This is a genomic window from Litoribrevibacter euphylliae (genome assembly GCF_042646085.1).
In the GTDB taxonomy this organism is placed as follows: Bacteria; Pseudomonadota; Gammaproteobacteria; order Pseudomonadales; family Litoribrevibacteraceae; genus Litoribrevibacter; species Litoribrevibacter euphylliae.
Genome location: NZ_JBHRSZ010000004.1, coordinates 120,750 through 140,851, shown reverse-complemented (window position 1 = coordinate 140,851; position 20,102 = coordinate 120,750). Strand labels below are relative to the sequence as shown.

Sequence of the window (20,102 nt, the reverse complement as noted above, 5' to 3'; positions counted from 1 at the left end):
TTACGTATTTTCGGCAATAAAAAACCAATTCAGCCGGCTTTGTTATGAAACGCCATCATTGGGTGATATTCCTGATTCCCCTCTTGCTCACCGTCTTTGTCATTGGCGAACATTAAGAAGCGTGTCAGGCAGCCGTATGGGACCTCCATCTTGGATACCGACGACATAGGAATCGAGAGTAGCTCAGACAACAACACGCGTATGATGCCACCATGATTGACCAGCAATATGCGTTTCCCTTGATGACGCGCCAACATCTTTGACCAAGCCGCGTTGACCCGCTGCGTCATCTGAGCAACAGATTCACCACCATGAGGATTGCTGTCAGGCTGAGTATAAAAGGCCGTCACGTTATCTGACTCAGCTTTCCACACGTCCTTAAAGGTTAAGCCTTCCCAACGGCCAAAATTGATTTCCCGAAACCCGGTATCGATTTCAAAAGGCTTTTTTAACTCTTCCGCCAGGGCCATGGCATAACGCTTACACCGTTGTTTTGGCGAAGTAATGATCACATCCCAATCCGTCTCAACAGACGCGATGGCATTATCCAGAGTTTCCCAGCCTTTTTTACTTAATGGGCTGTCGATAATGCCGCGGTAAATAGACTGAGCACCTTCGCATTCGCCATGTCGCAAGAGATCAACTCTTGTGGTTTGCGTCATAAGCAACCCTCCACACTCCATATCATAGAAGCATTAGCAGGGTTTCGCTGAATTTGAGAATTCCACATTTGAGAGTTCCATTGCCCTTTAACCAGTAAACCAAGAGCCGCTAAATCACTCACCAGAATTGCTCACACCTGCAGACGCAAAGGTTGCCATGGAATTATGAAGAGAACATGCCAGTTTCAAAACAGGTAAGGCCATTGCCGCGCCACTGGCTTCACCTAAACGCATTCCCAAACTTAACAAGGGCTTAGCATCCAGCGCTTGCAGCACTTTGCAGTGCCCGGACTCTTGGGACTGATGCGCAAAGATCAACCAAGGTCTAAGTGCCTCATTGATGCTAAGCGCCGCCAACGCAGCGACGGAACAGATAAACCCATCCACCAAAACGGTTACGCCTAACTGGCCACAACGAAGATACGCACCCGCTAAGGCTACGATTTCAAAGCCGCCCATGGTTTTTAGCGTCTCAATCGCATCGCCTTTAGCATGTTTATGCAAGGTCAGAGCGTTTAATACCGCTTGTTGTTTGAGCTTCAAGCCCTCATCGTCAACGCCAGTGCCACGGCCAACCAGATCCTGGATCTGCTGTTCCATACCTGATTCAAGGTCGATTAAAGAAGCCGCTATTGCAGACGCCGCTGTGGTATTACCAATACCCATTTCACCGCCAATGAATAGATCCATGCCTTCTTGATGAGCTTGATCCGCTATCGACTTACCCAGTTCAAACGCTGCTTCAAACTGTGCTTGACTCATGGCGGCTTGCTGGCAGAAATTTTTTGTTCCTGCGGCTACAGGTTGATTGATCAGTTTCGGATGATCCTGAACCGGAGACGCTGCACCCACATTGACCACTTTAAAATCCGCACCCTGCTCTTTCGCCAGCACACTGATGGCGGCGCCACCAGCACAGAAGTTTTTAATCATTTCCACCGTCACGGCTTGTGGAAAGGCGGATACGCCTTCTGCCACCACACCGTGATCGCCCGCAAAGACACGAATGGCGACGTTATCGACCTTCGGATTCAAAGTGTTCTGATTAGCGGCTAATTGAATCGCGATGTCTTCTAACTGCCCCAATGATCCAGGTGGCTTAGTCAGCTGATTTTGATGAGCCGATGCTTGCTCACGTTGTTCTGCGTTAGGCTGTTGAATCGCGTGTGTCCACCAGGCAGTCATAATCCGATCCTTTGATAATAAATTAAGAAAGTGAAAAAGTTGGTTTAAGAACTTTGGGATGTTTTGAGAAATTGAGGCAAGCCCGCCACCACGAAGACAACCGAGTCACACATCTTCGCTAAATCTTGATGTAACCAACCGGCTTCGTCCACAAATTTACGGGACAACTCGCCCATCGGCACTACTCCTTGTCCGACTTCATTACTAACGAAGATTACATCGCCAGGCAAATCATTCAGAGTGTCCATAAGCTTGGCTCGCTCAGATTGCCAAACTTGGTCTTGTTGAATGTTTTTGGATTGCTGGTCTGACTGCAACAAACAGTTGGTCAGCCACAAGGTTAAACAATCCACCAGAATGCAATTATCGGCTCGACTGTGCTGTTTCAAGGTTTCAGCCAATCGAAGCGGCTCTTCGATCAATGCCCAATCATCTGATCGTCTTTGCTGATGCAGTTTTACGCGCTCGGACATTTCTCGATCTCGGGTTTCTGCGGTAGCCAGATAAATAAGTTGCTTGCCCGAAGCCAACGCGCGCTCTTCGGCCAAACGGCTTTTTCCGGAACGAGCACCCCCTAAAATAAGTTCTAGCACGGCCTTCCCTTACAACCTTAAGAATAAAGAAGAGTGAATAAAGAGGCTGCCACTTTATCGGCTGACAGGAAAGCAGGTCAACTTATTCCCTGGGAATTCTCCTTGACCATCTGGTAATTAACTCCTATAACCTCTTCCAAAACGTCAGGTGCCCAAGGTGTAAAGCAGTCGCTGTAATGAAAAATAATCATTATGAACGCAGCTTCACCAAGGGAGAATCGGGAATCCGGTGACAATCCGGAACGCGCCCAGCCCTGTGATGGTGACTTATACGTCACGGTTTCTATCGAACTATTATCGAAAAGCCACTGACTTCGAAGAACTCTGGTTTCGAAAAACAATAGTATCGGAAAAACCAAGCCACTGGACCAACTCAACTGAGCGTCTGGGAAGGCGATGTATAAGGATGACCCTCAGTCAGTAGACCGGCCTGATTGTGTAACTACGCTGTAGTTGGACCCTACGCGTACATTCCATTGAAGGGGACTACTATGGAATCCGACGCTTTAACAGAGCGACATCGTTTCGCCGATGCAGAACGCGCTGCGCTTTACAAAACCGTATTTAACCGCCGAGACGTACGCGGCCAATTTACTTCGACACCCGTGGCCGATGAGGTGTTAGCACGAGTGCTCTATGCTGCCCACCATGCGCCTTCGGTAGGCTTCATGCAGCCGTGGAACTTCCTGGTGATTCGTTCACAAGAGAAAAAACAACAGGTTCATCAACTGTTCAGCAAAGCCAATCGTGAAGCGGCCGAAATGTTTGAAGGCGAGAAACAAACGGCTTATAAAAGCCTAAAGCTGGAAGGAATCTTAGAGTCGCCCATTAACCTCTGTATCACCTGCGACCGAACCCGTACAGGCAAACCTGTGTTGGGTCGAACGCACATGAAAACCATGGATCTCTACAGCTCGGTGTGTGCGGTGCAAAACCTGTGGTTAGCAGCCCGTGCAGAGGGCTTAGGTGTTGGCTGGGTGAGTATCATGCATGAGCAAGAACTAAAAGACACCCTGAATATTCCTGAACACGTGGTGCCCATCGCTTATCTGTGTATCGGATACGTGGAACATTTTAAAGACAAGCCAGAACTGGAAACCAAAGGTTGGCTACCCCGGATGAACCTTTCAGAGCTCGTAAACTTTGAGCAATGGCAAGGCGAAGCCAGTACCAGCGAACAAGAACAACTGCTTGAAACCCTTCAAGCGTTGGAAAGCTTTCCTACTAATTTTTAAATTAGTTTGAATACTGCTTTTTGAAGTCAACTAAATATGCTTCAGCTTTCGTTTCATCCAAGGGTTTACTGTAGTAATAACCTTGGATGAAATCGCACTCCAGTCCTTTTAAGAATTCAAGCTGTTCTTCGGTTTCTACACCTTCGGCAATCACGGTCAATCCAAGAATTTCTGACAAGCTTACAATCGCCTTCACAATGGCCTGGCTTTGTTCTCCTTCATGCAGAGCACGTACAAAAGACATATCAATTTTTAAGGCATCAATAGGCAATCGACGAAGATAATTCAATGACGAATATCCGGTACCAAAATCATCAATGGAGATTTTTATGCCCATTTCTTGCAGCTCTGCCAACAGCTTAATGATGTGCTCTACATTGTCGATCATGATGCTTTCAGTCACTTCAATTTCCAAACACCCAATGGGCAGTTGGTAGGTCTCTATGCATTCTTTGATCGTGGATTTTAAGGATTGATGCTGTAACTGCTTGATGGATATATTAATCGCCATCGACATAGATTCATCGACAATACCAGCGTCTAACCACGCTCTGAATTGCCGACAGCTTTGCTCAATGACCCAGCGACCGATCGAAATAATCAGCCCCATTTCTTCCGCTTTGGGAATAAAATCCGATGGCGAGATAAACTCGTCTGATCCGACTCGCCATCTTAGTAGCGCTTCAAATCCAATGACTTTCTGTTGGTAAGGATCAATTTTCGGTTGGTAATAAAGCAGAAACTGATTTAATTGCAGAGCAACCCTGAGACGATTCTCAAGTTGCAACGAATAATGCACTTCTTGCTGCATGGTCTCGGTAAAGAAACGGAAATTATTTCGACCGTTTTCTTTCACCTTATACATGGCAATATCAGCGCACTTCATCAAAGCCTCTTCATCCTTGGCAGATTCAGGATAGGTCGCAATACCAATGCTAATACCAATATGAATCTCATGATCCCGCAAATAAAAAGGCTCTCCCAAAAATTCAATAATCTTCTGGGCAATGGCAGCAATGTCTCTGGCGGTGTGAATAGATTCCAGAACAACGGTGAATTCATCACCACCAATGCGCCCAATAACATCACCATCCCTTAAACATTTTCTGATACGAACAGCGACATCTTGCAGCAGGTAATCTCCGATCTCATGTCCCATGGTATCGTTGACGATCTTGAACTTATCCAAATCCATAAACAGTAAAGCGACAGACGAACCAGCTCGTTTGGCCCGAGAAATGGACTGCGCTAACAGGTTTTGAAATGAATATCGGTTATTCAGACCTGTGAGACTATCGTATTGAGCCAGTTGACTGAGCTGCTCTTCGGCTCGTTTACGCTCGGTAATATCTTGAAATGCCAGCACAACCCCGACCAGTTTATTGTCGTCATAAATAGGCGTCGCGTGGTATTCCGTAGGAAAGGCACCCTCTACTTTTTTTCGAAAGATACCCAGGGTCTCGTGATACATTTTTCCTTCAGAACACACCCGATAGATGGGCGCATCTTTCCACTCTATGGAGTGGGATTTGCTGTCACCCAAAATGAGATAATCAAGCACAGACTGATTCTCTAATTCAGCTTCGGAACACCCCAATAACTTTTGTGCCGCTGGATTACTAAAAGTGACTAAGCCTTCGTTATCGAGCCCTAAAATTCCCTCTCCCACCGATTTTAACAACAATTGGTTTTTACGCTTCAAGCGCTCAATGTCCTCCAGAGTTTCCTTGAGCTGTTGGCGCTGTATTTCTAAATCCAGGAAGACTTTTACCTTACTCTCTAAGGTTGAAGGCTTAATGGGCTTAAACAAATAATCCACAGCCCCGGCCTGATAGCCTTTGTATTCAAACTCGTCGGTACGATCTGCTGCTGTAATAAAAATGATCGGCGTATGCTTAGTTCTCTGGTTAATCCGCATTAAATTAGCGGTCTCAAAGCCATCCATCACTGGCATCATCACATCCATAAGCACCACAGCAAAGTTATGCCGCAACGACATAGACAAGGCTTCTTCGCCGTTAAAAGCGGAATAAAACTCGGCATCGAGATTTTCCAGAATAACCTCAATGGCTCGCTGGTTCTCTTTGCGGTCATCCACAATTAAAATTTTCGGTAAGGAGACCACCGATTTCCTTGGTGCTAAGGGCACAGGATAAGCTTCGCATTGATTGTATGTCACTGTGTTCTTCCCCCTGATACTGCCATGATGTTTTATCCTTGATTAATCCAGTCTCTGTTATCATCTACGAATACAAAATTAGAGATAAAAGTTAGTGATAAATACTGGCCACCTGAGCAATCGAATGGGTTCGCTTATAGATTCGATTGGTTACAGAAATAGGTTCATAGGATTCATCGTCATAAAGACCATTTAACGACTCCTGACTTCCAAGGCACAGCACACCGCCAGGGTGGAGGCCGCTGGTAAATAAACTGACGACTTTCCGTTTTAAACTTCGATCAAAATAAATCAACACATTGCGACAAATGATGACTTCAACTTCCGTAAAGACGCTGTCACTGACCAAGTTATGACAGGCAAAAGTTATGTGTTTTTTGATACGTTCTTCCAACTTAGCGCAGTCATAACACGAGAAAAAATAATCACTCAACTCTCTTTGCCCACCCGCTTGTCGATAACCTTGGGTGTACTGTTCAATCTTATCTGCCGAGAAAAGACCTTCTTTGGCCTTACGAATCACTTGAGGACTGAGATCAGTGGCATAGATACGAGCCCGCTCAAGTAAACCATGTTCATGTAACAAAATAGCAAGAGAGAAGGCTTCTTCGCCTGTTGAACAACCAGCGCTCCAGACTTTGAAAAAAGAAAAAGTTTTCAGAATCGGAAAGACATTATCGACAAAGGACTTATAAAACGCGGGATCACGAAACATATCCGTTACGTTGACCAACAGGCTATTAATCAGCCGCGAAGCAAACAGCTCGTCATGAATCACACGAGGGATAAGCTCAGCGATGCTGTCGACTCTTTCCTGCTCGACCAAGAAATTTAAGCGACGCCTTAGAGAGTCGGGGCTGTAATCACGAAAGTCATAACCAAGACGCTGATAGATCACATCCAGCAGACAATCCACTTCAATTTGTTCGATCTTTTCAGGCGCTAATTTCATCTATTACCCTTCATATCCCTATCCATCGACCCACACCTTGATCATTGAAATCAGCCGATCGAGTTCAACCGGTTTTGATAAGTAATCACTGGCCCCAACCTCAAGGCATTTCTCTCGGTCTTCGGGCATGGCTTTAGCCGTCAACGCAATGATCGGCACCGTCTCTGAATACTCGCTGCGAATGCTTTTAATTGCTTCATAGCCGTCCATTACTGGCATCATGATGTCCATTAACACCAAGTCAAAGTCCGGCTCATCCCGGAATTTTTCTAACGCCAAAGCACCGTTGTCTGCGATGTTGATGCTCATCCCGTAATCCTGAAGCACTTTAGATAATGCGTAAGTGTTCCTAAGATCGTCATCCACCAACAAAATCTTGCGGCCCGATAAATCAATATCCCCTACTTCGAGCAGCTCATTGAAAGACTGCACAGGAAAACGTTCGTTAATACTGTGAAGGAAACAATCCACTTCATCCCGAATACGCTCTGGTGCGTAATCCCCCTTAATTACGATTCGATTAGAAATACCTGCAAGCATCCGATATTGCTCATCACTTAACGGTTGATCGGTATAGATAATCGACGGCGGAAAGGGAACATCCACCGCCCCATCGGACAGGTGATCCAACCAAGCATTTTCTGCAATGTCACTGGCATCAAGTTCAATAATGCAACAGTCATAAGCTTGCTGTTGCAGCGCTTCTTTCATCTCTTGCAGAGAATAACTGCCGGATGTAAAGATCAGTTTTTTGATGACAACGTCAAGATGACTAAGCCCTGACGCAATGCCTTCGCAAGACTGCTCGTCCTTACCGATATATAAGATCGATTGAATAGTGCATTTAGAGATGGTTGAGAACTTGCTGAACAACTGCTCTAACGCATCAAAGCTGATGGGTTTCTGCAATACATCCAGCGCACCTTGTCGCATTAAATCCAGTTGATCGCCCTGACCGGAAACGATATGAACAGGAATACTGCTGGTCTCCTTATCTTTCTTGAGCTGTTCCAGCACCTCGACCCCTGAAATATCAGGTAATCCAACATCCAGAATGATGGCTTTAGGCAAATACGCATGCGCTAATTTGAGCGCATCCTGACCACGGTTTGTAATCAAACACGCGAAACCATGCTGACGTGAAAAGTCCCTCAAAATCTGGGCAAACTGAAAATCATCTTCAACGATCAACACCGACTTCATACCGTGATTGATTCGGTCTCGATCATCTTCAATGAAAAGATCATCCTCTCGGTAGAGATTATGGTGATTGGTGTATTCATTAATGGGAATAGCTTGTAAGGCCTCGGTGGTATCCGGAGCCACTTCCCCGATTTCCTCATTGTCGGCTTCAAACCGCTCGGGCACCACCACCCGGAAGCAACTGCCCTTTCCTTCTTCACTGTCCACCTCAATATCGCCCCCTAACATCTGGGCCAACTCTTTCGAGATGGTTAATCCAAGACCCGATCCACCGTAAGCACGTTTGGTTGAACCATCCACTTGCTTGAAGGCACCAAAAATATCGCTTTGTAGCTCTTTAGCAATGCCAATACCGGTGTCTTTGACACTCACTGTCAGCTGTTGAATCCCATTCTTACTCTCCCCTGTCAGAGACAGGGTTACAGATCCCTGTTCGGTAAACTTAAAGGCATTAGACAGCAAGTTCCGAACGATCTGAGCCAAGCGTTGCGGGTCACTGTTAAAGTAGGAGAAACAACTCGAATCGTAATCGATAAGGAAGGTAATACTTTTCGATGTCGCAATGGGCGCAAATTGCTTACGCATCTCATCAACCAAGGCCTGCAAGCTCAATTTTTCAAAGTGAACCTGCAGTTTGCCAGCTTCAACTTTCGACAAGTCCAGAATGTCATTGATCAAAGACAACAACACATGCCCGGCCTGATTAATCACTAACAAGTCTTCCAGTTGCTCCTCTAACAGGTTTTGTTGTGTGTTACGACGTAATGCGTCCGATAAGATCAGCAAGCTGTTCAGTGGCGTCCTTAATTCATGGGACATGTTGGCAAGAAATTCTGACTTATAACGACTGATTTGAGCCAACTCCTGAGCTTTTCGCTCGATGGCGTCTTTGGCAGCATCCAACTCTTGATTTTTGGTTTCCAGAACAGCCTTTTGGTGCTCTAAGTGCTGATTACTTTCCCTTAATGCTTCACTTTGTGTCTTCATCTCTTCTTCGGAAGCTGCCAGGCTTTGCGCCTGCTGTTCTAATTCTTCGTTATTGACTCTCAGTTCTTCCTGCTGCTGTTGTAACATTTCAGAGGTTTTTTGAGAGTCCAGCAGCAATTGCTGTAATTGATCTCGCGACTGGCAGGAAGCCAGACGAACACTAATGACATCACAGAACTCGTCCAACAAATCCAGTTCATGCTCTTGCAGCGTTCTGGTAAAAGCTAACACCAATACCGCAAGCACATCATTAGGCTGCACCTGCCGATTAATCACCGGGCTGGCAACCACACATTTGGAGGCCAGCTGACCTAACCCGGTGTCTAACACCATCTGCTCTGAGTCATCGCACCGAACGATTCGACGACGCTGATCAATTGCCGTTTGCCCGATGAACCCTTCCCCTTCTTCGAAGTGTTTCGAGGCTCGACTGTCGAGATGAAAGGAATAGCCTGAATACCAACGAAACGAATCTTCAGAATATAAATAAAAGCACGCCAATTGAGCGTCGAGATAATTGGCGATGAACCGAATGGAGGCCTCGGTTAATTCCTCTAATTCATGAATATTCCACACTTCATCGGCTAACTCAGCCAAGCCACCTTTACACCACGCCTGAAGATCGCTTTGCTTTTGGCGCTCGCGGAGATCGACTGTCATCTTATTAAGGGCAATGCCCAAACGGTCTTTCTCACTTTGCACCGCAAACTTTTTGTCTAACAACCCATTCGAAAGATTATCGGCATGCTCAGTGATGCGTCGTAAAAAGGTCATCATATCGGTGAGTGCATCACTCAACCTTTCTGTTTCCACACTACCGCCAATATTGACGGACACATCAAAGTCCCCTTGTGCGACTTCGTGCGCAGCTTCAATGACTCGATTTAAAGGCTGTGAAATTAATCGGGATAAGAATGCAGCTAGTAAACCGAACGAAATAATGGCTAACCCCAACAGAGACATACCAACGTTGGAGAGCATGTTGAAACCACTTCGCATCGAAGAAAAGCCGTCTCTCATACGATTGTTAAATTTATCAACGATGCTCTGAATATCATTCGATACTTTAACCGCCAATGGTTCGACTTCTTTTTCAGTCATGTTCTTAGCCAAATTCCACTCAGTACCTTCCCGATAAGAAAACAGCTTTGGCGGATAAGCCATAAATTTAAGACGTGCGCTTATCAAGCGATTAAAGGCATCTTTCTGATGAGGAAGAAATTTAGCGTTGAGGTTAGAAATATCTTTCAAGTTTTCAGTATTTAACTTCCAATTAGTTTCAAATTCCTCACGTAACTTAATATCGCTGGACGCTAAATAAGCTCGAATCGAACTAATGGACTTACTGAAGCTGTACCTAAAGTCGGCTAACCCTGCCAATAAGGTATAACGTTCACTGACTGACAGCGTGTCATAGGTCATGTGAATTAACCGAGAAATCTCTTCGAACACGCTGTCCGCAATTGGCAGTACCTGATTTTCAAACATCTGATTAACAGGACTATTTCCAGACGTATGCGCCAAAGCTTCAACCGATGCTTGTCGTGCTTCAAGATCATCTAATTTCCGTCTAAGTGCCTTGAGATCCTGAAGAATAAATAACTTACCCAAGCTCCGTGCTCGCTCAGTCAGTTGATCCATCCCCTCATTTATCTCAACCCAGGCAGCTCTGCGATGTTCAATGTACTTACCTTCACCGGACGCAACCCACCCCCGTAAGGCGCCCATTGAAGTCTCGACCTCTTTTAAAGTCACCAGACTTAAGTTAACGCTTGGAACATAGTTATCTATCACCACATCACTCAAATCATTAAGCTCATCACCTCGATATAAGATGATCATTACCACAACCGCTAAAACAATAATAACGGCTGCATAACTGGTGGTTATCTTGGTCGTGATGGAACTACGACTGCCCATTAATTACCTCATTCGAAGCCACATATTAGAGATAAAAAGAAACACAATGCGGGAAAGAGATTGGTTTCCATATCTATAAAGTATGGCTTCTATATAGACTCAGCCAAGAAGGTACATGCTTCTCTAGGAATTAAGGTCAACCCAACCAATCAAGTTGCAGCCCATTTGCTTAAGGAAAACAAATAATTAAGAAAGTCAGGTGCGGTCTAAGGTCGCAGCGCTTTGGCGTTTCAAAAACAGGAAACTTTAGATTTCATTTTGATAGAAGATGCGGTTCTTTAGGGGGATAGTCTTATACACAAAGTAATATATATCTCACTCGGTTTTCATCGGATAACAAAGAAGTTAATTAGAGAACTCTGATATGAGAATCAATAAGTAGCCTTTGTCGTACCTGAAATCGCACATAACACCTAAGGAACCTCTGAACATACTCAAAAGATTCGCTCCTTTTTCTTGATCTATACTCAACAAAAAGTAATTGAAAGCACCCGCACACTTAAATGCATGGAATCGCAAGGGGTAGAAGCTTAATGAACATTCTGTTAGTGGATCATGACCCTCTGAACGTAGAGTTATATACAGAATTTTTACAAAGCCAGGGACACATAGTAAGCAGTGCGGTGAGTGGAGAAGACGCTTTACGGCTACCGGAAAACATGATTTCTAATACGGATGTCGCTCTCATTGATCGGAGGATGCCAGGTCTTAATAGCTTCGATACAGGTCGCCAACTACGCCGTATAGCCCAGCATTTGGTAACTGTTATGCTGACCACCGATAAAAACCTGGAAGGCGCCATTGAAGCACTCAGAGATCACGACTTCGACGACTATCTGTCCAAAGCCGAGATCCCGCATCGTTTGAATGAAGTACTAAACCGTGCAGAGCGGATAAGCTCTCAAAGGCGTGAGCACTTTGACGATCCGTTTCCATCCCCCTTCTCCTCCAATGTGTGGCCACAACACCAACTCATAGGTCATTCTTCGGCTTATGTAACACTGATGAAACTCATCAATCTTGCAGCCAAATCGGACAAGAATGTCATCATCGAAGGGGAAACAGGAACAGGTAAGGAACTGGTAGCTCGCCGTATTCATGAACTTAGTGATCGAAAATACGAAAAGTTTATTGCCGTTAACTGTGCAGCAGTTCCCGAGGAGTTATTGGAAAGTGAATTTTTTGGCCATACCAAAGGCGCGTTCACCGGGGCAATAAAAGATAAGAAGGGGTTATTGGAACAGGCAAACAACGGCACCTTGTTCCTCGATGAGATTGGCGACATGCCGCTGTCTCTGCAAGCTAAGCTACTTCGTGTACTTGAAGTACAAACCGTCACGCCTTTGGGTAGCCATCAGGCCAGGCCAATCAATGTTCGGGTGTTGTGTGCAACCCACTGTGATTTACGAGTCATGGTGGAACAGAAAACGTTTCGCAAAGACCTGTTCTTTAGGATCTGTGTTATTCCTGTTTACGTGCCCACACTTCAACAACGGCAAGACGATATTGAGGATTTGGCACGCTATTTCATGCAAAACATGGATACCTCAAAAGATATTTCACCACAAGCACTCAAACAATTGAGGAGTTACCCCTGGCCCGGCAATATACGGGAGTTAAAGAATGCCATCGACCGGGCGATGGCGTTCTCCAATCATTCACGCTTACTGCCAGAAGATTTTGACTTTCTGGCCGCGCCAAGTGCAGCCAATTCAACTCCGGTGCCGTCCCCTGCATTCCAGGAAAGTAACCACAGTTTACTGTGGAGCAATTTTGAGAAAAATGGATTCAGGCTCTGGCGCATTCTCAATGATACCGTCATACAGCAACAACTGATTAGGCTGTTTGAAGACTTTCAATACATCAAAAAAGGCCATACAGGACGCTTAGTTGCACCACAACCAGCATCCATCGAAGTCCCGATTGAATACCTATGCCCGACCAGTAAACGTATTGAACGTCAGTCATTCACCTTTCACTTCTACCCAGTGAACACTTACTCTCGAAATACCCCCTCAAACAATACACCGGATATGGTGCATCAGGATGTTCTGAAAGGGTTACCCGATACCTACTTATTCAAACTGCTCTATCCTCACAGCAAAGCAGTCTCATCAAACACCAAAATTATTCAGGCTCTGGTTCTTAGGTACATTCTGGATCATAAGCAAACATCGAATCTTAAATCCGTATTCCAACAACTTATGCCACCGCTGGTAGATGAAGAAGTGGCGCTGCGAACGCTCGGCTTACGGGCTCAGAACCGTTGCTATACCGGAACCGATGCACTCCGTGCGTATTTATGCAGCAAACCCGAGCTGTTTTATGGTATTTCCAGCGAATTAAAACGTAATCCCCAATCTATTCTGCATCGAATCCAGGATGTGTTTCCCGACTACAAAAGATAAGTCCTCCCTCCCCGGAAGAGTCTCTTCCAAAAAAAGAGTCTCTTTCGGTTTTTCTTTTTTTAATGAGCAACCACACCGCTTCTTACTCTGGTGATGACATGAGAGTAACGCCAATATTTTTCCGATAAATCAATCGGTGCCAGTTTTCAGCCTATTCCCTTGCTTGTGTCACCCCACCAAACCAATTCAGATGGTACGAGCTTTGCTCTCAAATAATTTGCCGACATAGCGATCCTGACGTCAATGAATTTACTCTGAGACCTCGACGTATACAGATGAAAGCATATAAGCATCACCTAATGGCAAGCGAATAGAGGCAAATTCAGAGGATCTTTTAAGGACTCAACAATGAACTTACAGACACTCTTAGACACACAGATTGATGGGCCAGACACAGCCACGACCATGTCAGCCATCCAGGACATTTCACTTCCTCCCAGGCTTACAGGTATAGAGATGCAAAAAGGCTTGAAATGTATGGGAGGTAACAAAATGCTGTATGGACAGTTGTTACTTAGGTTTGTTGATGGTCAGAAGCACAGTCTCAATAAGATTCAAATGGCATTGGACATGCACAATTATGACCTTGCGAGTCAGCTTGCTCATTCTCTCAAGGGGCTTGCAGGCAACATAGGCGCAATGAAACTCCACAGCGCAGCACATTCGCTAGAAGAAGCTCTGGAACTACAAATCATTGATCCTAAATTGCTGAATGCGGTTCAACAAACCTTACAGGAAGTCACACAAGCCATAACGGAGTGGGAATCCAGCTTGCATATACCCAGTGAGGAAGAAGCTCCAGACAACATCGACTTTAGTCTAGTGATGCCTCTCCTCTACAAACTGACCTATCTCATCAAGGAGAACGATACCGAAGTTCTTGATACCCTAGAAAAACTTAACCCCCTACTCAGGCACAGCGAAATCGCTGCCGAGATGAAAAGTCTGGAAAAAGCCGCCTCTCATTTTGATTTCGAAATCGCGCTGGTACATGCAGAGAACCTAACCAAAGCGCTAGAGAAAGCGCACGTTGAGCATCAACCACCAAGTACATTTCCTTTTAAAAGCCTCAATACAGGTAATAGAGGACAGGTCAAATGATACCAGACGATACCAACATTAAAGCGGCAAACATGCCCAACGCGAATAGCCTGATTTTAATTGTCGATGATGAACCGGATAATCTTCACGTCCTGAGCAATCTATTACGGCATAAATACCGGGTTAAAGCGGCTATTTCGAGTAAGAAAGCTCTGGAAATTGCCCAAGAATACCCTCAACCGGATCTGATTTTGCTGGACGTGGTCATGCCGGAAATAGACGGTTATACCCTGTGTCGATACCTTAAGAAAATGCCATCAACGAAGAATATTCCTATCATATTCGTTACAACGAAAGGGAGTGTTGAGGACGAGCAAGTTGGCCTAGAGGCAGGCGCCGTAGACTACATCACCAAACCGATCAGTCCGCCCATTGTTCAAGCCAGAATACAAACACACTTGTTTATCGCAAACCAAAATCGACTGTTAGAGCACAAAGTCTCTGAACGAACCCGAGAGCTGGAACAAACCCGTTTACAAATCATTCGTCGGTTGGGCAGAGCCGCCGAATTCAAAGACAATGAAACCGGTTTTCATGTCATTCGCATGAGCTATTACTCACGATTAATGGCTGAAGCCATTACAAAAAATCCGATGTGGAGCAACCTTATCTTTCAAGCGGCGCCCATGCACGACATCGGCAAAATAGGAATCCCGGATCACATCCTACTCAAAACCGGAAAGTTAACTAACGATGAATGGCAAATCATGCAAAAGCACCCACAATTTGGAGCCAGCATCTTAGGAGATGACGACGGTTCCGATCTCTTACATTTAGCAAAAGAAATCGCTTTGGGTCACCATGAAAAGTGGGACGGAACCGGCTATCCCAATCAATTAAAAGGAAAAGAAATTCCTCTCTCAGCCAGAATCGTTGCCATTGCTGACGTGTTTGATGCACTCACCACCGCTCGTCCTTACAAGGATGCTTGGTCCGTGGTCGATGCAGTGGAGTACATCGAAAAGAACGCGGGTAAACACTTCGATCCTGCGCTGGTGAAGGTCTTTAAAGAACAGCTACCAGCCATGCTTCGTATCAGAACCACCTATTCAGAAGAAAAAGGACGAGCTCGTTTATCAGCCTGAAGTTGGTTGCCCCTCAGTCTGACAACGAGCGTATCGAACACGGGATAAGCACATGCGTATTTTACTGTTCAAACATCACACAGCTACTTTTAAGCATATAAAACAGGTGGTGAAGTCTGCCTTTCCGGGCACCAGTTTTGATCTTACCGATAATTGCGAACAAACCTTGCAGCAGTTAAATCACAGCCACCACGACTTGTGTTTATTGGACTTATCACGATCAAATTTGTCTAACTATGCTGGCCTGATTTCACGAGTAACTCATACTCAAACCGCCATCCCCATTCTGTTTTTATCCAGTAAAAAAAACTATCACACCTTACAACGCATAATGTGTTTAACTCATCATGCTCAATCAGAGGCCAGGCCTATAGAAAACCCCAAAAGCCTCCTCTCGCCTATGTATGAATGCCTGCCAAAAGAGCAAATTACACCGCTGTTAATTAAACATACCTGCGAGAAATTGATTGAGCGCCATACACAGCGAAAGAGAACCGATTCTTTTCCTGCGCAACGGCATCCCGATCCGCTTCCATCCCGTTCTGGTACATCGACATCATTACTGTCGAGTCAGGATATAAATAACAGTTTATCCAGCCTTCGAGTGTTCATCGACAACCTAATAGAAGCAACGTCAGAGTTAAGCTCCACCAACCTGACACAAGAACAACTCACCTACGTCAATAACATCTTGTATGACAGCCAGTGTATGTCCAGAAATGTTTACTGGATGCAACGTGAGAGTATCAAAGGAAATTACGGGCAATCCAAACCACACATGGAAGACCAGGCAAACAAAGCGTTTGAGCTTTCAAAGCCATCCATCCAAACCAGCTCGGCATTATTAGCCAAGTCTACACGACGACATTTGCAGCTGAATCAGCAACTCGACCAAATAGCAGAAATGACCAAACCGGACAGCCACAACTGGGAACAAGAAAGTTACAACAGGGAACCACCCAGTAATTGTCGCCTGACCTATCAATATCAATCCATTCTAGCGAAGAAACTGCCCAATTTCTTACAGCGAAGCACCACCCTACTGATGGACATACAAACCGCCGTACTCAATCAAGATGCTCACGCTCTGGAAAGCGCAGCACATACGTTCAAAGGGCTAGCCACCAGCTTTCAGTTTTTCCATCTGGCTGAAACCTGCGAAGAACTAGAGCACCTCGCAGGGCAACACGACTTATCCGCCTCCGAGTCTCACATAACCAAGCTTCACCAGCAGCTCACCGGCATACATAGCTAACCTCTGAGCCAGTTCGCTGCTTGGGGCTTATTTGTACCATGTCAACTCAGTACCACGACAACTCTGTATCACGATAACTCTGTACCACGACAACTCTGTATCACGATAACTCTGTACCACGGCAACAATGCATATTCTTTGGCGATACAGGCAACCATTCACACCACCAATAGATTCATTTTCAAGCAACACGATAAAAGAAATAAAAAAAGACTCTCTTTTATTAAAAGAATACGTTTTCTCTGAAGCCTTTTATCTTTTTTATTACCCGATATCCCCTTGAAGACCACCATGATAAAACCATTAAAAATCAAACGGTTGTATCTAAAAACCGATAAGAGCGTCATTTGGCACAGATTATGAAAAATAAAGGAACCCGAAAGAGAATATAAACGCAAGCTTTTATCACTGTTCGATAACTTGAGATGCGCTGACGGAATGACTCGGATATTAATTGTGAACGATTCAATACTTCACCAAAAAATACTTTTGGCCCTGCTTGAACAGCATGGTTGCTATCAGTGTGTTGGTGTTGCCGGCGATGGGCTAATGGCCGTAAGAATGAATCAGGAGTACCGACCCGATTTGATTTTAATGGACATTCATATGCCCAACATGGATGGCGTAACTGCCACCATGAACATCATGAACAGCCACCCTACTCGCATTCTTATTGTCACCTGTACTGTGAGCTCCAATGTCACCCGAGTGTTTGAAGCGCAAGCCAAAGGGGCCATGGATGTCATTAAAACCCCGGTTGTGACGCTGAATGGACAAGGCATTCTGACCCAAGACTGTATGAATCGGGCGGGCCTCCAACTATTTCAGAAAATGGACACCCTTCTGAAAGCATGCGTCCCTCATGTGTCATCAACACAACGCCCTCAGCGCTTGGCTATCTCATCCGCCCCAACCTCACCAGCACAAAGACTGATTGTGATTGGCGCATCCACTGGTGGCCCTAATGCCGTGTTAAAGATCCTTGCGGCACTGACAGATCTCAAAGACACCGCAGTCGTACTGAATCAACACATTGATGAAATTTTCGCTGAATCGTTCCGCTTATGGCTGGCAGAACATACCGGTTTAACCATCTGTCTCGCAAAAAACGGACAGCCCTTAAAGAGCAAACACGTCTATGTAGCGCCTGGCGGTCGACAGTCCGTTACCGTTACGCCGGAAAAACAGATAAAGATCGTTCCAACGCCTGCAGAGCTCTATTACTCACCCAGTATCAATCTGTGTATGAATTCGGTCGCCAAGGTATTTGGGGCCAATGCCTTGGGAGTCATACTCACAGGAATGGCTGACGATGGCGCAGAAGGCCTGCTCAGCATGAAGCAAGCCGGTGCCATAACGCTAGCCCAAACACCCGACTCCTGTGTGGTGGATTCGATGCCTAAATCAGCGCAACGAATAGGCGCGGCTCAGGGCGCTCAACCACTGGACGGAATTCGACGAACGATAGAAGAGTGGATCAAAGGAGGCCGATCATGATGCGGGTTCCAGCCACTATCCTGGTTCTGGACAACAGCCTTACTGTGCTGGCCTCCACCCAATACTACTTGGAATCGAAAGGCTATCAGGTCTTCACGGCCACTAATCAAGAACTCACCATGCAACTGCTGGCCAATGAAGACATTGATCTTCTGGTTCTCGATTGGGACATGCCGGATCACAACGGTCTGGACATTGTTCGCTGCCTTCGCTGTAACTGGAAGTATTTTGATCTTCCCATCATCCTCATGACCGGGAAATCTGAAAGCAAATGCATCTTGTCTGCCATGAATGCGGGCTGTGATGACTTTGTCTCGAAAGAAGACGGCGTTGAACTGCTGGAAGTTCGCATTCAACGACTGCTGTTCTTCCTGCAACGCTTGGAAATCCAGAAAACCTCTCGTAAAGAACGCCATATCTTGCTGGTGGACGATTGCAAAACCTTTTTACTTTCGACTCAGCAGTTCTTGAAGCCTCACTTTAAAGTATCAGCCGTGCAATCCGGGCAGGAAGCACTGCAACTACTAGAGCAGGCGTTTTCTGCCACGGATAGTGCTAATACAACAGGCGCGGTTAATACAACGGAAACACCAGCGACAGGGGAACATCACTTAGCTCAAAGCGGCGATCCGATAGCTAACCCGATTGATCTACTAGTCGTAGACTGGATGATGCCCGAGATGAGCGGTTTGGAATTGATCAGGGAAATTCGTGAAAATCCCTATTTCCGAGAGATTCCTATCATCATGCTCAGTGGTAAAGACAGCTTGGAAGATGTCACCGCGGCCATTGAGATGGGTGCCGATGACTTCATCAACAAAGAAGCCGACTTGAAACTGCTCGAAAAGAAAATCGACGTTCTGCTACGGATACAAGAACAGTATCGTCGCTACACTCGTCAAATTATGCAGGAAAAACAAAAAGTAGAATCCTTGGTGCAACAACGAACCCAGGAACTGGTTGCCGCCAATGACGAATTAAAAGCCACCCAAACACAACTGGTTCATGCTGAAAAGATGTCGTCACTGGGTCAGCTGGTCGCGGGCGTCGCTCATGAAATCAACAACCCGTTAAGCTTTATTCAAAACAACTTATTCACCATTCGTGAAGACGTTGAAAGTATACAAGGCCTGTTAACCTACTATCGTGATTTTGGCCAAACCCATCAGGATCAAGACACCCTCAAGCAATTGCACGACTATGAACAAGACCTTGATCTCGAATACACCACACAGGAACTGGGCGACTGCCTAACCCACAGTGAACAAGGCACTGAACGTATTCAGCAGATTGTGCTCAACATGCGTAACTTCTCACGGCTGGACGAAGGTGAAATTAAACGCGCCAACCTTTACGAAGGCATCGATAACGCATTATTAATGCTGAATCATCAACTTAACGGTCGTATTAAGATCAATAAAGAATGGGAAGATCTGCCCGAGATCGAATGCGCTCCCGGACAACTGAATCAGGTCTTTATGAACCTGCTCAGTAATTCCATTCATGCCATTGACGGGGACGGTGAAATCACCATTCGCGGTCGAAAACAAGACGACCATATCAACCTTGAATTTTGCGATACCGGCTGCGGTATACCGGAAAAATTCCAATCCAAATTATTCGATCCTTTTTTTACTACAAAACCTGTTGGGCAAGGCACCGGATTGGGATTAAGCATCGCCTATCGAATTATTAAAAACCACCAAGGATCCATCGAAATAGCCAGTAAAGAAGGACATGGCAGTGTATTCAGTCTGACTTTACCTATAGAGAAAGCGGCGGGCTTACAGAGATCACCCAATCCTTGAAAGCCCAAGTGTTCATCATATGGAGGTAAGCA

At 45.6% G+C, this 20,102-nt stretch carries 13 protein-coding genes and 1 riboswitch; of the genes, 7 read left to right on the top strand and 6 right to left on the bottom strand.

The window, feature by feature from the left end; translation table 11 throughout:
* Positions 1 to 29 precede the first annotated feature (29 nt).
* From ACFOEK_RS08125 to cobU, 3 genes are all read right to left on the bottom strand, one after another.
* On the bottom strand, positions 30 to 662 hold the full coding sequence (locus ACFOEK_RS08125; RefSeq protein ID WP_386718933.1) for a histidine phosphatase family protein: 633 nt from the start codon (positions 660 to 662) through the stop codon (positions 30 to 32).
* 114 nt (positions 663 to 776) lie between these two features.
* Positions 777 to 1,847: a nicotinate-nucleotide--dimethylbenzimidazole phosphoribosyltransferase gene (gene cobT / locus ACFOEK_RS08120; protein WP_386718931.1), complete on the bottom strand. Its 1,071-nt coding sequence runs from the start codon at positions 1,845 to 1,847 to the stop codon at positions 777 to 779.
* 44 nt (positions 1,848 to 1,891) lie between these two features.
* Complete coding sequence (gene cobU / locus ACFOEK_RS08115) at positions 1,892 to 2,440, bottom strand: bifunctional adenosylcobinamide kinase/adenosylcobinamide-phosphate guanylyltransferase (RefSeq protein ID WP_386718928.1); 549 nt, start codon at positions 2,438 to 2,440, stop codon at positions 1,892 to 1,894.
* 183 nt (positions 2,441 to 2,623) lie between these two features.
* Positions 2,624 to 2,888: riboswitch (cobalamin riboswitch) on the top strand.
* Positions 2,889 to 2,931: 43 nt separating this feature from the next.
* Here cobU and bluB point away from each other — a divergent pair.
* Complete coding sequence (bluB, locus tag ACFOEK_RS08110; protein ID WP_386718925.1) at positions 2,932 to 3,675, top strand: 5,6-dimethylbenzimidazole synthase; 744 nt, start codon at positions 2,932 to 2,934, stop codon at positions 3,673 to 3,675.
* A 1-nt stretch (position 3,676) separates the two neighbouring features.
* Here bluB and ACFOEK_RS08105 read toward each other — a convergent pair whose 3' ends face one another.
* The 3 genes from ACFOEK_RS08105 to ACFOEK_RS08095 all read right to left on the bottom strand — a co-directional run bounded on the left by ACFOEK_RS08105 (position 3,677) and on the right by ACFOEK_RS08095 (position 10,916).
* A complete protein-coding gene (locus tag ACFOEK_RS08105; RefSeq protein ID WP_386718922.1) occupies positions 3,677 to 5,854 on the bottom strand; it encodes an EAL domain-containing protein in 2,178 nt (725 codons plus the stop codon).
* A 91-nt stretch (positions 5,855 to 5,945) separates the two neighbouring features.
* The gene (locus tag ACFOEK_RS08100) at positions 5,946 to 6,806 is read right to left on the bottom strand and encodes a CheR family methyltransferase (RefSeq protein ID WP_386718919.1); all 861 of its coding nucleotides are present in this window, start codon (positions 6,804 to 6,806) and stop codon (positions 5,946 to 5,948) included.
* Positions 6,807 to 6,824: 18 nt separating this feature from the next.
* Complete coding sequence (locus tag ACFOEK_RS08095; protein WP_386718916.1) at positions 6,825 to 10,916, bottom strand: response regulator; 4,092 nt, start codon at positions 10,914 to 10,916, stop codon at positions 6,825 to 6,827.
* A 533-nt stretch (positions 10,917 to 11,449) separates the two neighbouring features.
* Between ACFOEK_RS08095 and ACFOEK_RS08090 the strand changes: the two genes are divergently transcribed.
* The 6 genes from ACFOEK_RS08090 to ACFOEK_RS08065 all read left to right on the top strand — a co-directional run bounded on the left by ACFOEK_RS08090 (position 11,450) and on the right by ACFOEK_RS08065 (position 20,070).
* The gene (locus ACFOEK_RS08090) at positions 11,450 to 13,324 is read left to right on the top strand and encodes a sigma-54-dependent transcriptional regulator (RefSeq protein ID WP_386718914.1); all 1,875 of its coding nucleotides are present in this window, start codon (positions 11,450 to 11,452) and stop codon (positions 13,322 to 13,324) included.
* A gap of 348 nt (positions 13,325 to 13,672) precedes the next feature.
* Positions 13,673 to 14,425 (top strand): Hpt domain-containing protein, encoded by a 753-nt coding sequence (locus tag ACFOEK_RS08085; RefSeq protein WP_386718911.1) that lies wholly within the window; start codon positions 13,673 to 13,675, stop codon positions 14,423 to 14,425.
* Positions 14,422 to 15,510 carry an HD domain-containing phosphohydrolase gene (locus ACFOEK_RS08080; protein WP_386718908.1) on the top strand — a complete coding sequence of 363 codons (1,089 nt, stop codon included), beginning with the start codon at positions 14,422 to 14,424 and terminating at the stop codon, positions 15,508 to 15,510. The genes ACFOEK_RS08085 and ACFOEK_RS08080 overlap by 4 nt, the downstream gene beginning before the upstream one ends.
* Positions 15,511 to 15,562: 52 nt before the next feature.
* Positions 15,563 to 16,765, top strand: a complete 1,203-nt coding sequence (locus ACFOEK_RS08075) for an Hpt domain-containing protein (RefSeq protein WP_386718905.1) — start codon at positions 15,563 to 15,565, stop codon at positions 16,763 to 16,765.
* A gap of 456 nt (positions 16,766 to 17,221) precedes the next feature.
* On the top strand, positions 17,222 to 18,262 hold the full coding sequence (locus ACFOEK_RS08070; RefSeq protein ID WP_386718902.1) for a chemotaxis protein CheB: 1,041 nt from the start codon (positions 17,222 to 17,224) through the stop codon (positions 18,260 to 18,262).
* A complete protein-coding gene (locus ACFOEK_RS08065; RefSeq protein ID WP_386718899.1) occupies positions 18,259 to 20,070 on the top strand; it encodes a response regulator in 1,812 nt (603 codons plus the stop codon). Before ACFOEK_RS08070 ends, ACFOEK_RS08065 begins: the two co-directional genes overlap by 4 nt.
* The last annotated feature ends 32 nt before the right edge of the window (positions 20,071 to 20,102 follow it).

Excerpts from the sequence above, each read along its gene's own strand:
- ACFOEK_RS08125 (WP_386718933.1), bottom strand. The coding sequence starts at position 662 with ATGACGCAAACCACAAGAGTTGATCTCTTGCGACATGGCGAATGCGAA.
- cobT (WP_386718931.1), bottom strand. The coding sequence starts at position 1,847 with ATGACTGCCTGGTGGACACACGCGATTCAACAGCCTAACGCAGAACAA.
- bluB (WP_386718925.1), top strand. The coding sequence starts at position 2,932 with ATGGAATCCGACGCTTTAACAGAGCGACATCGTTTCGCCGATGCAGAA.
- ACFOEK_RS08100 (WP_386718919.1), bottom strand. The coding sequence starts at position 6,806 with ATGAAATTAGCGCCTGAAAAGATCGAACAAATTGAAGTGGATTGTCTG.
- ACFOEK_RS08095 (WP_386718916.1), bottom strand. The coding sequence starts at position 10,916 with ATGGGCAGTCGTAGTTCCATCACGACCAAGATAACCACCAGTTATGCA.
- ACFOEK_RS08090 (WP_386718914.1), top strand. The coding sequence starts at position 11,450 with ATGAACATTCTGTTAGTGGATCATGACCCTCTGAACGTAGAGTTATAT.
- ACFOEK_RS08085 (WP_386718911.1), top strand. The coding sequence starts at position 13,673 with ATGAACTTACAGACACTCTTAGACACACAGATTGATGGGCCAGACACA.
- ACFOEK_RS08080 (WP_386718908.1), top strand. The coding sequence starts at position 14,422 with ATGATACCAGACGATACCAACATTAAAGCGGCAAACATGCCCAACGCG.
- ACFOEK_RS08075 (WP_386718905.1), top strand. The coding sequence starts at position 15,563 with ATGCGTATTTTACTGTTCAAACATCACACAGCTACTTTTAAGCATATA.
- ACFOEK_RS08065 (WP_386718899.1), top strand. The coding sequence starts at position 18,259 with ATGATGCGGGTTCCAGCCACTATCCTGGTTCTGGACAACAGCCTTACT.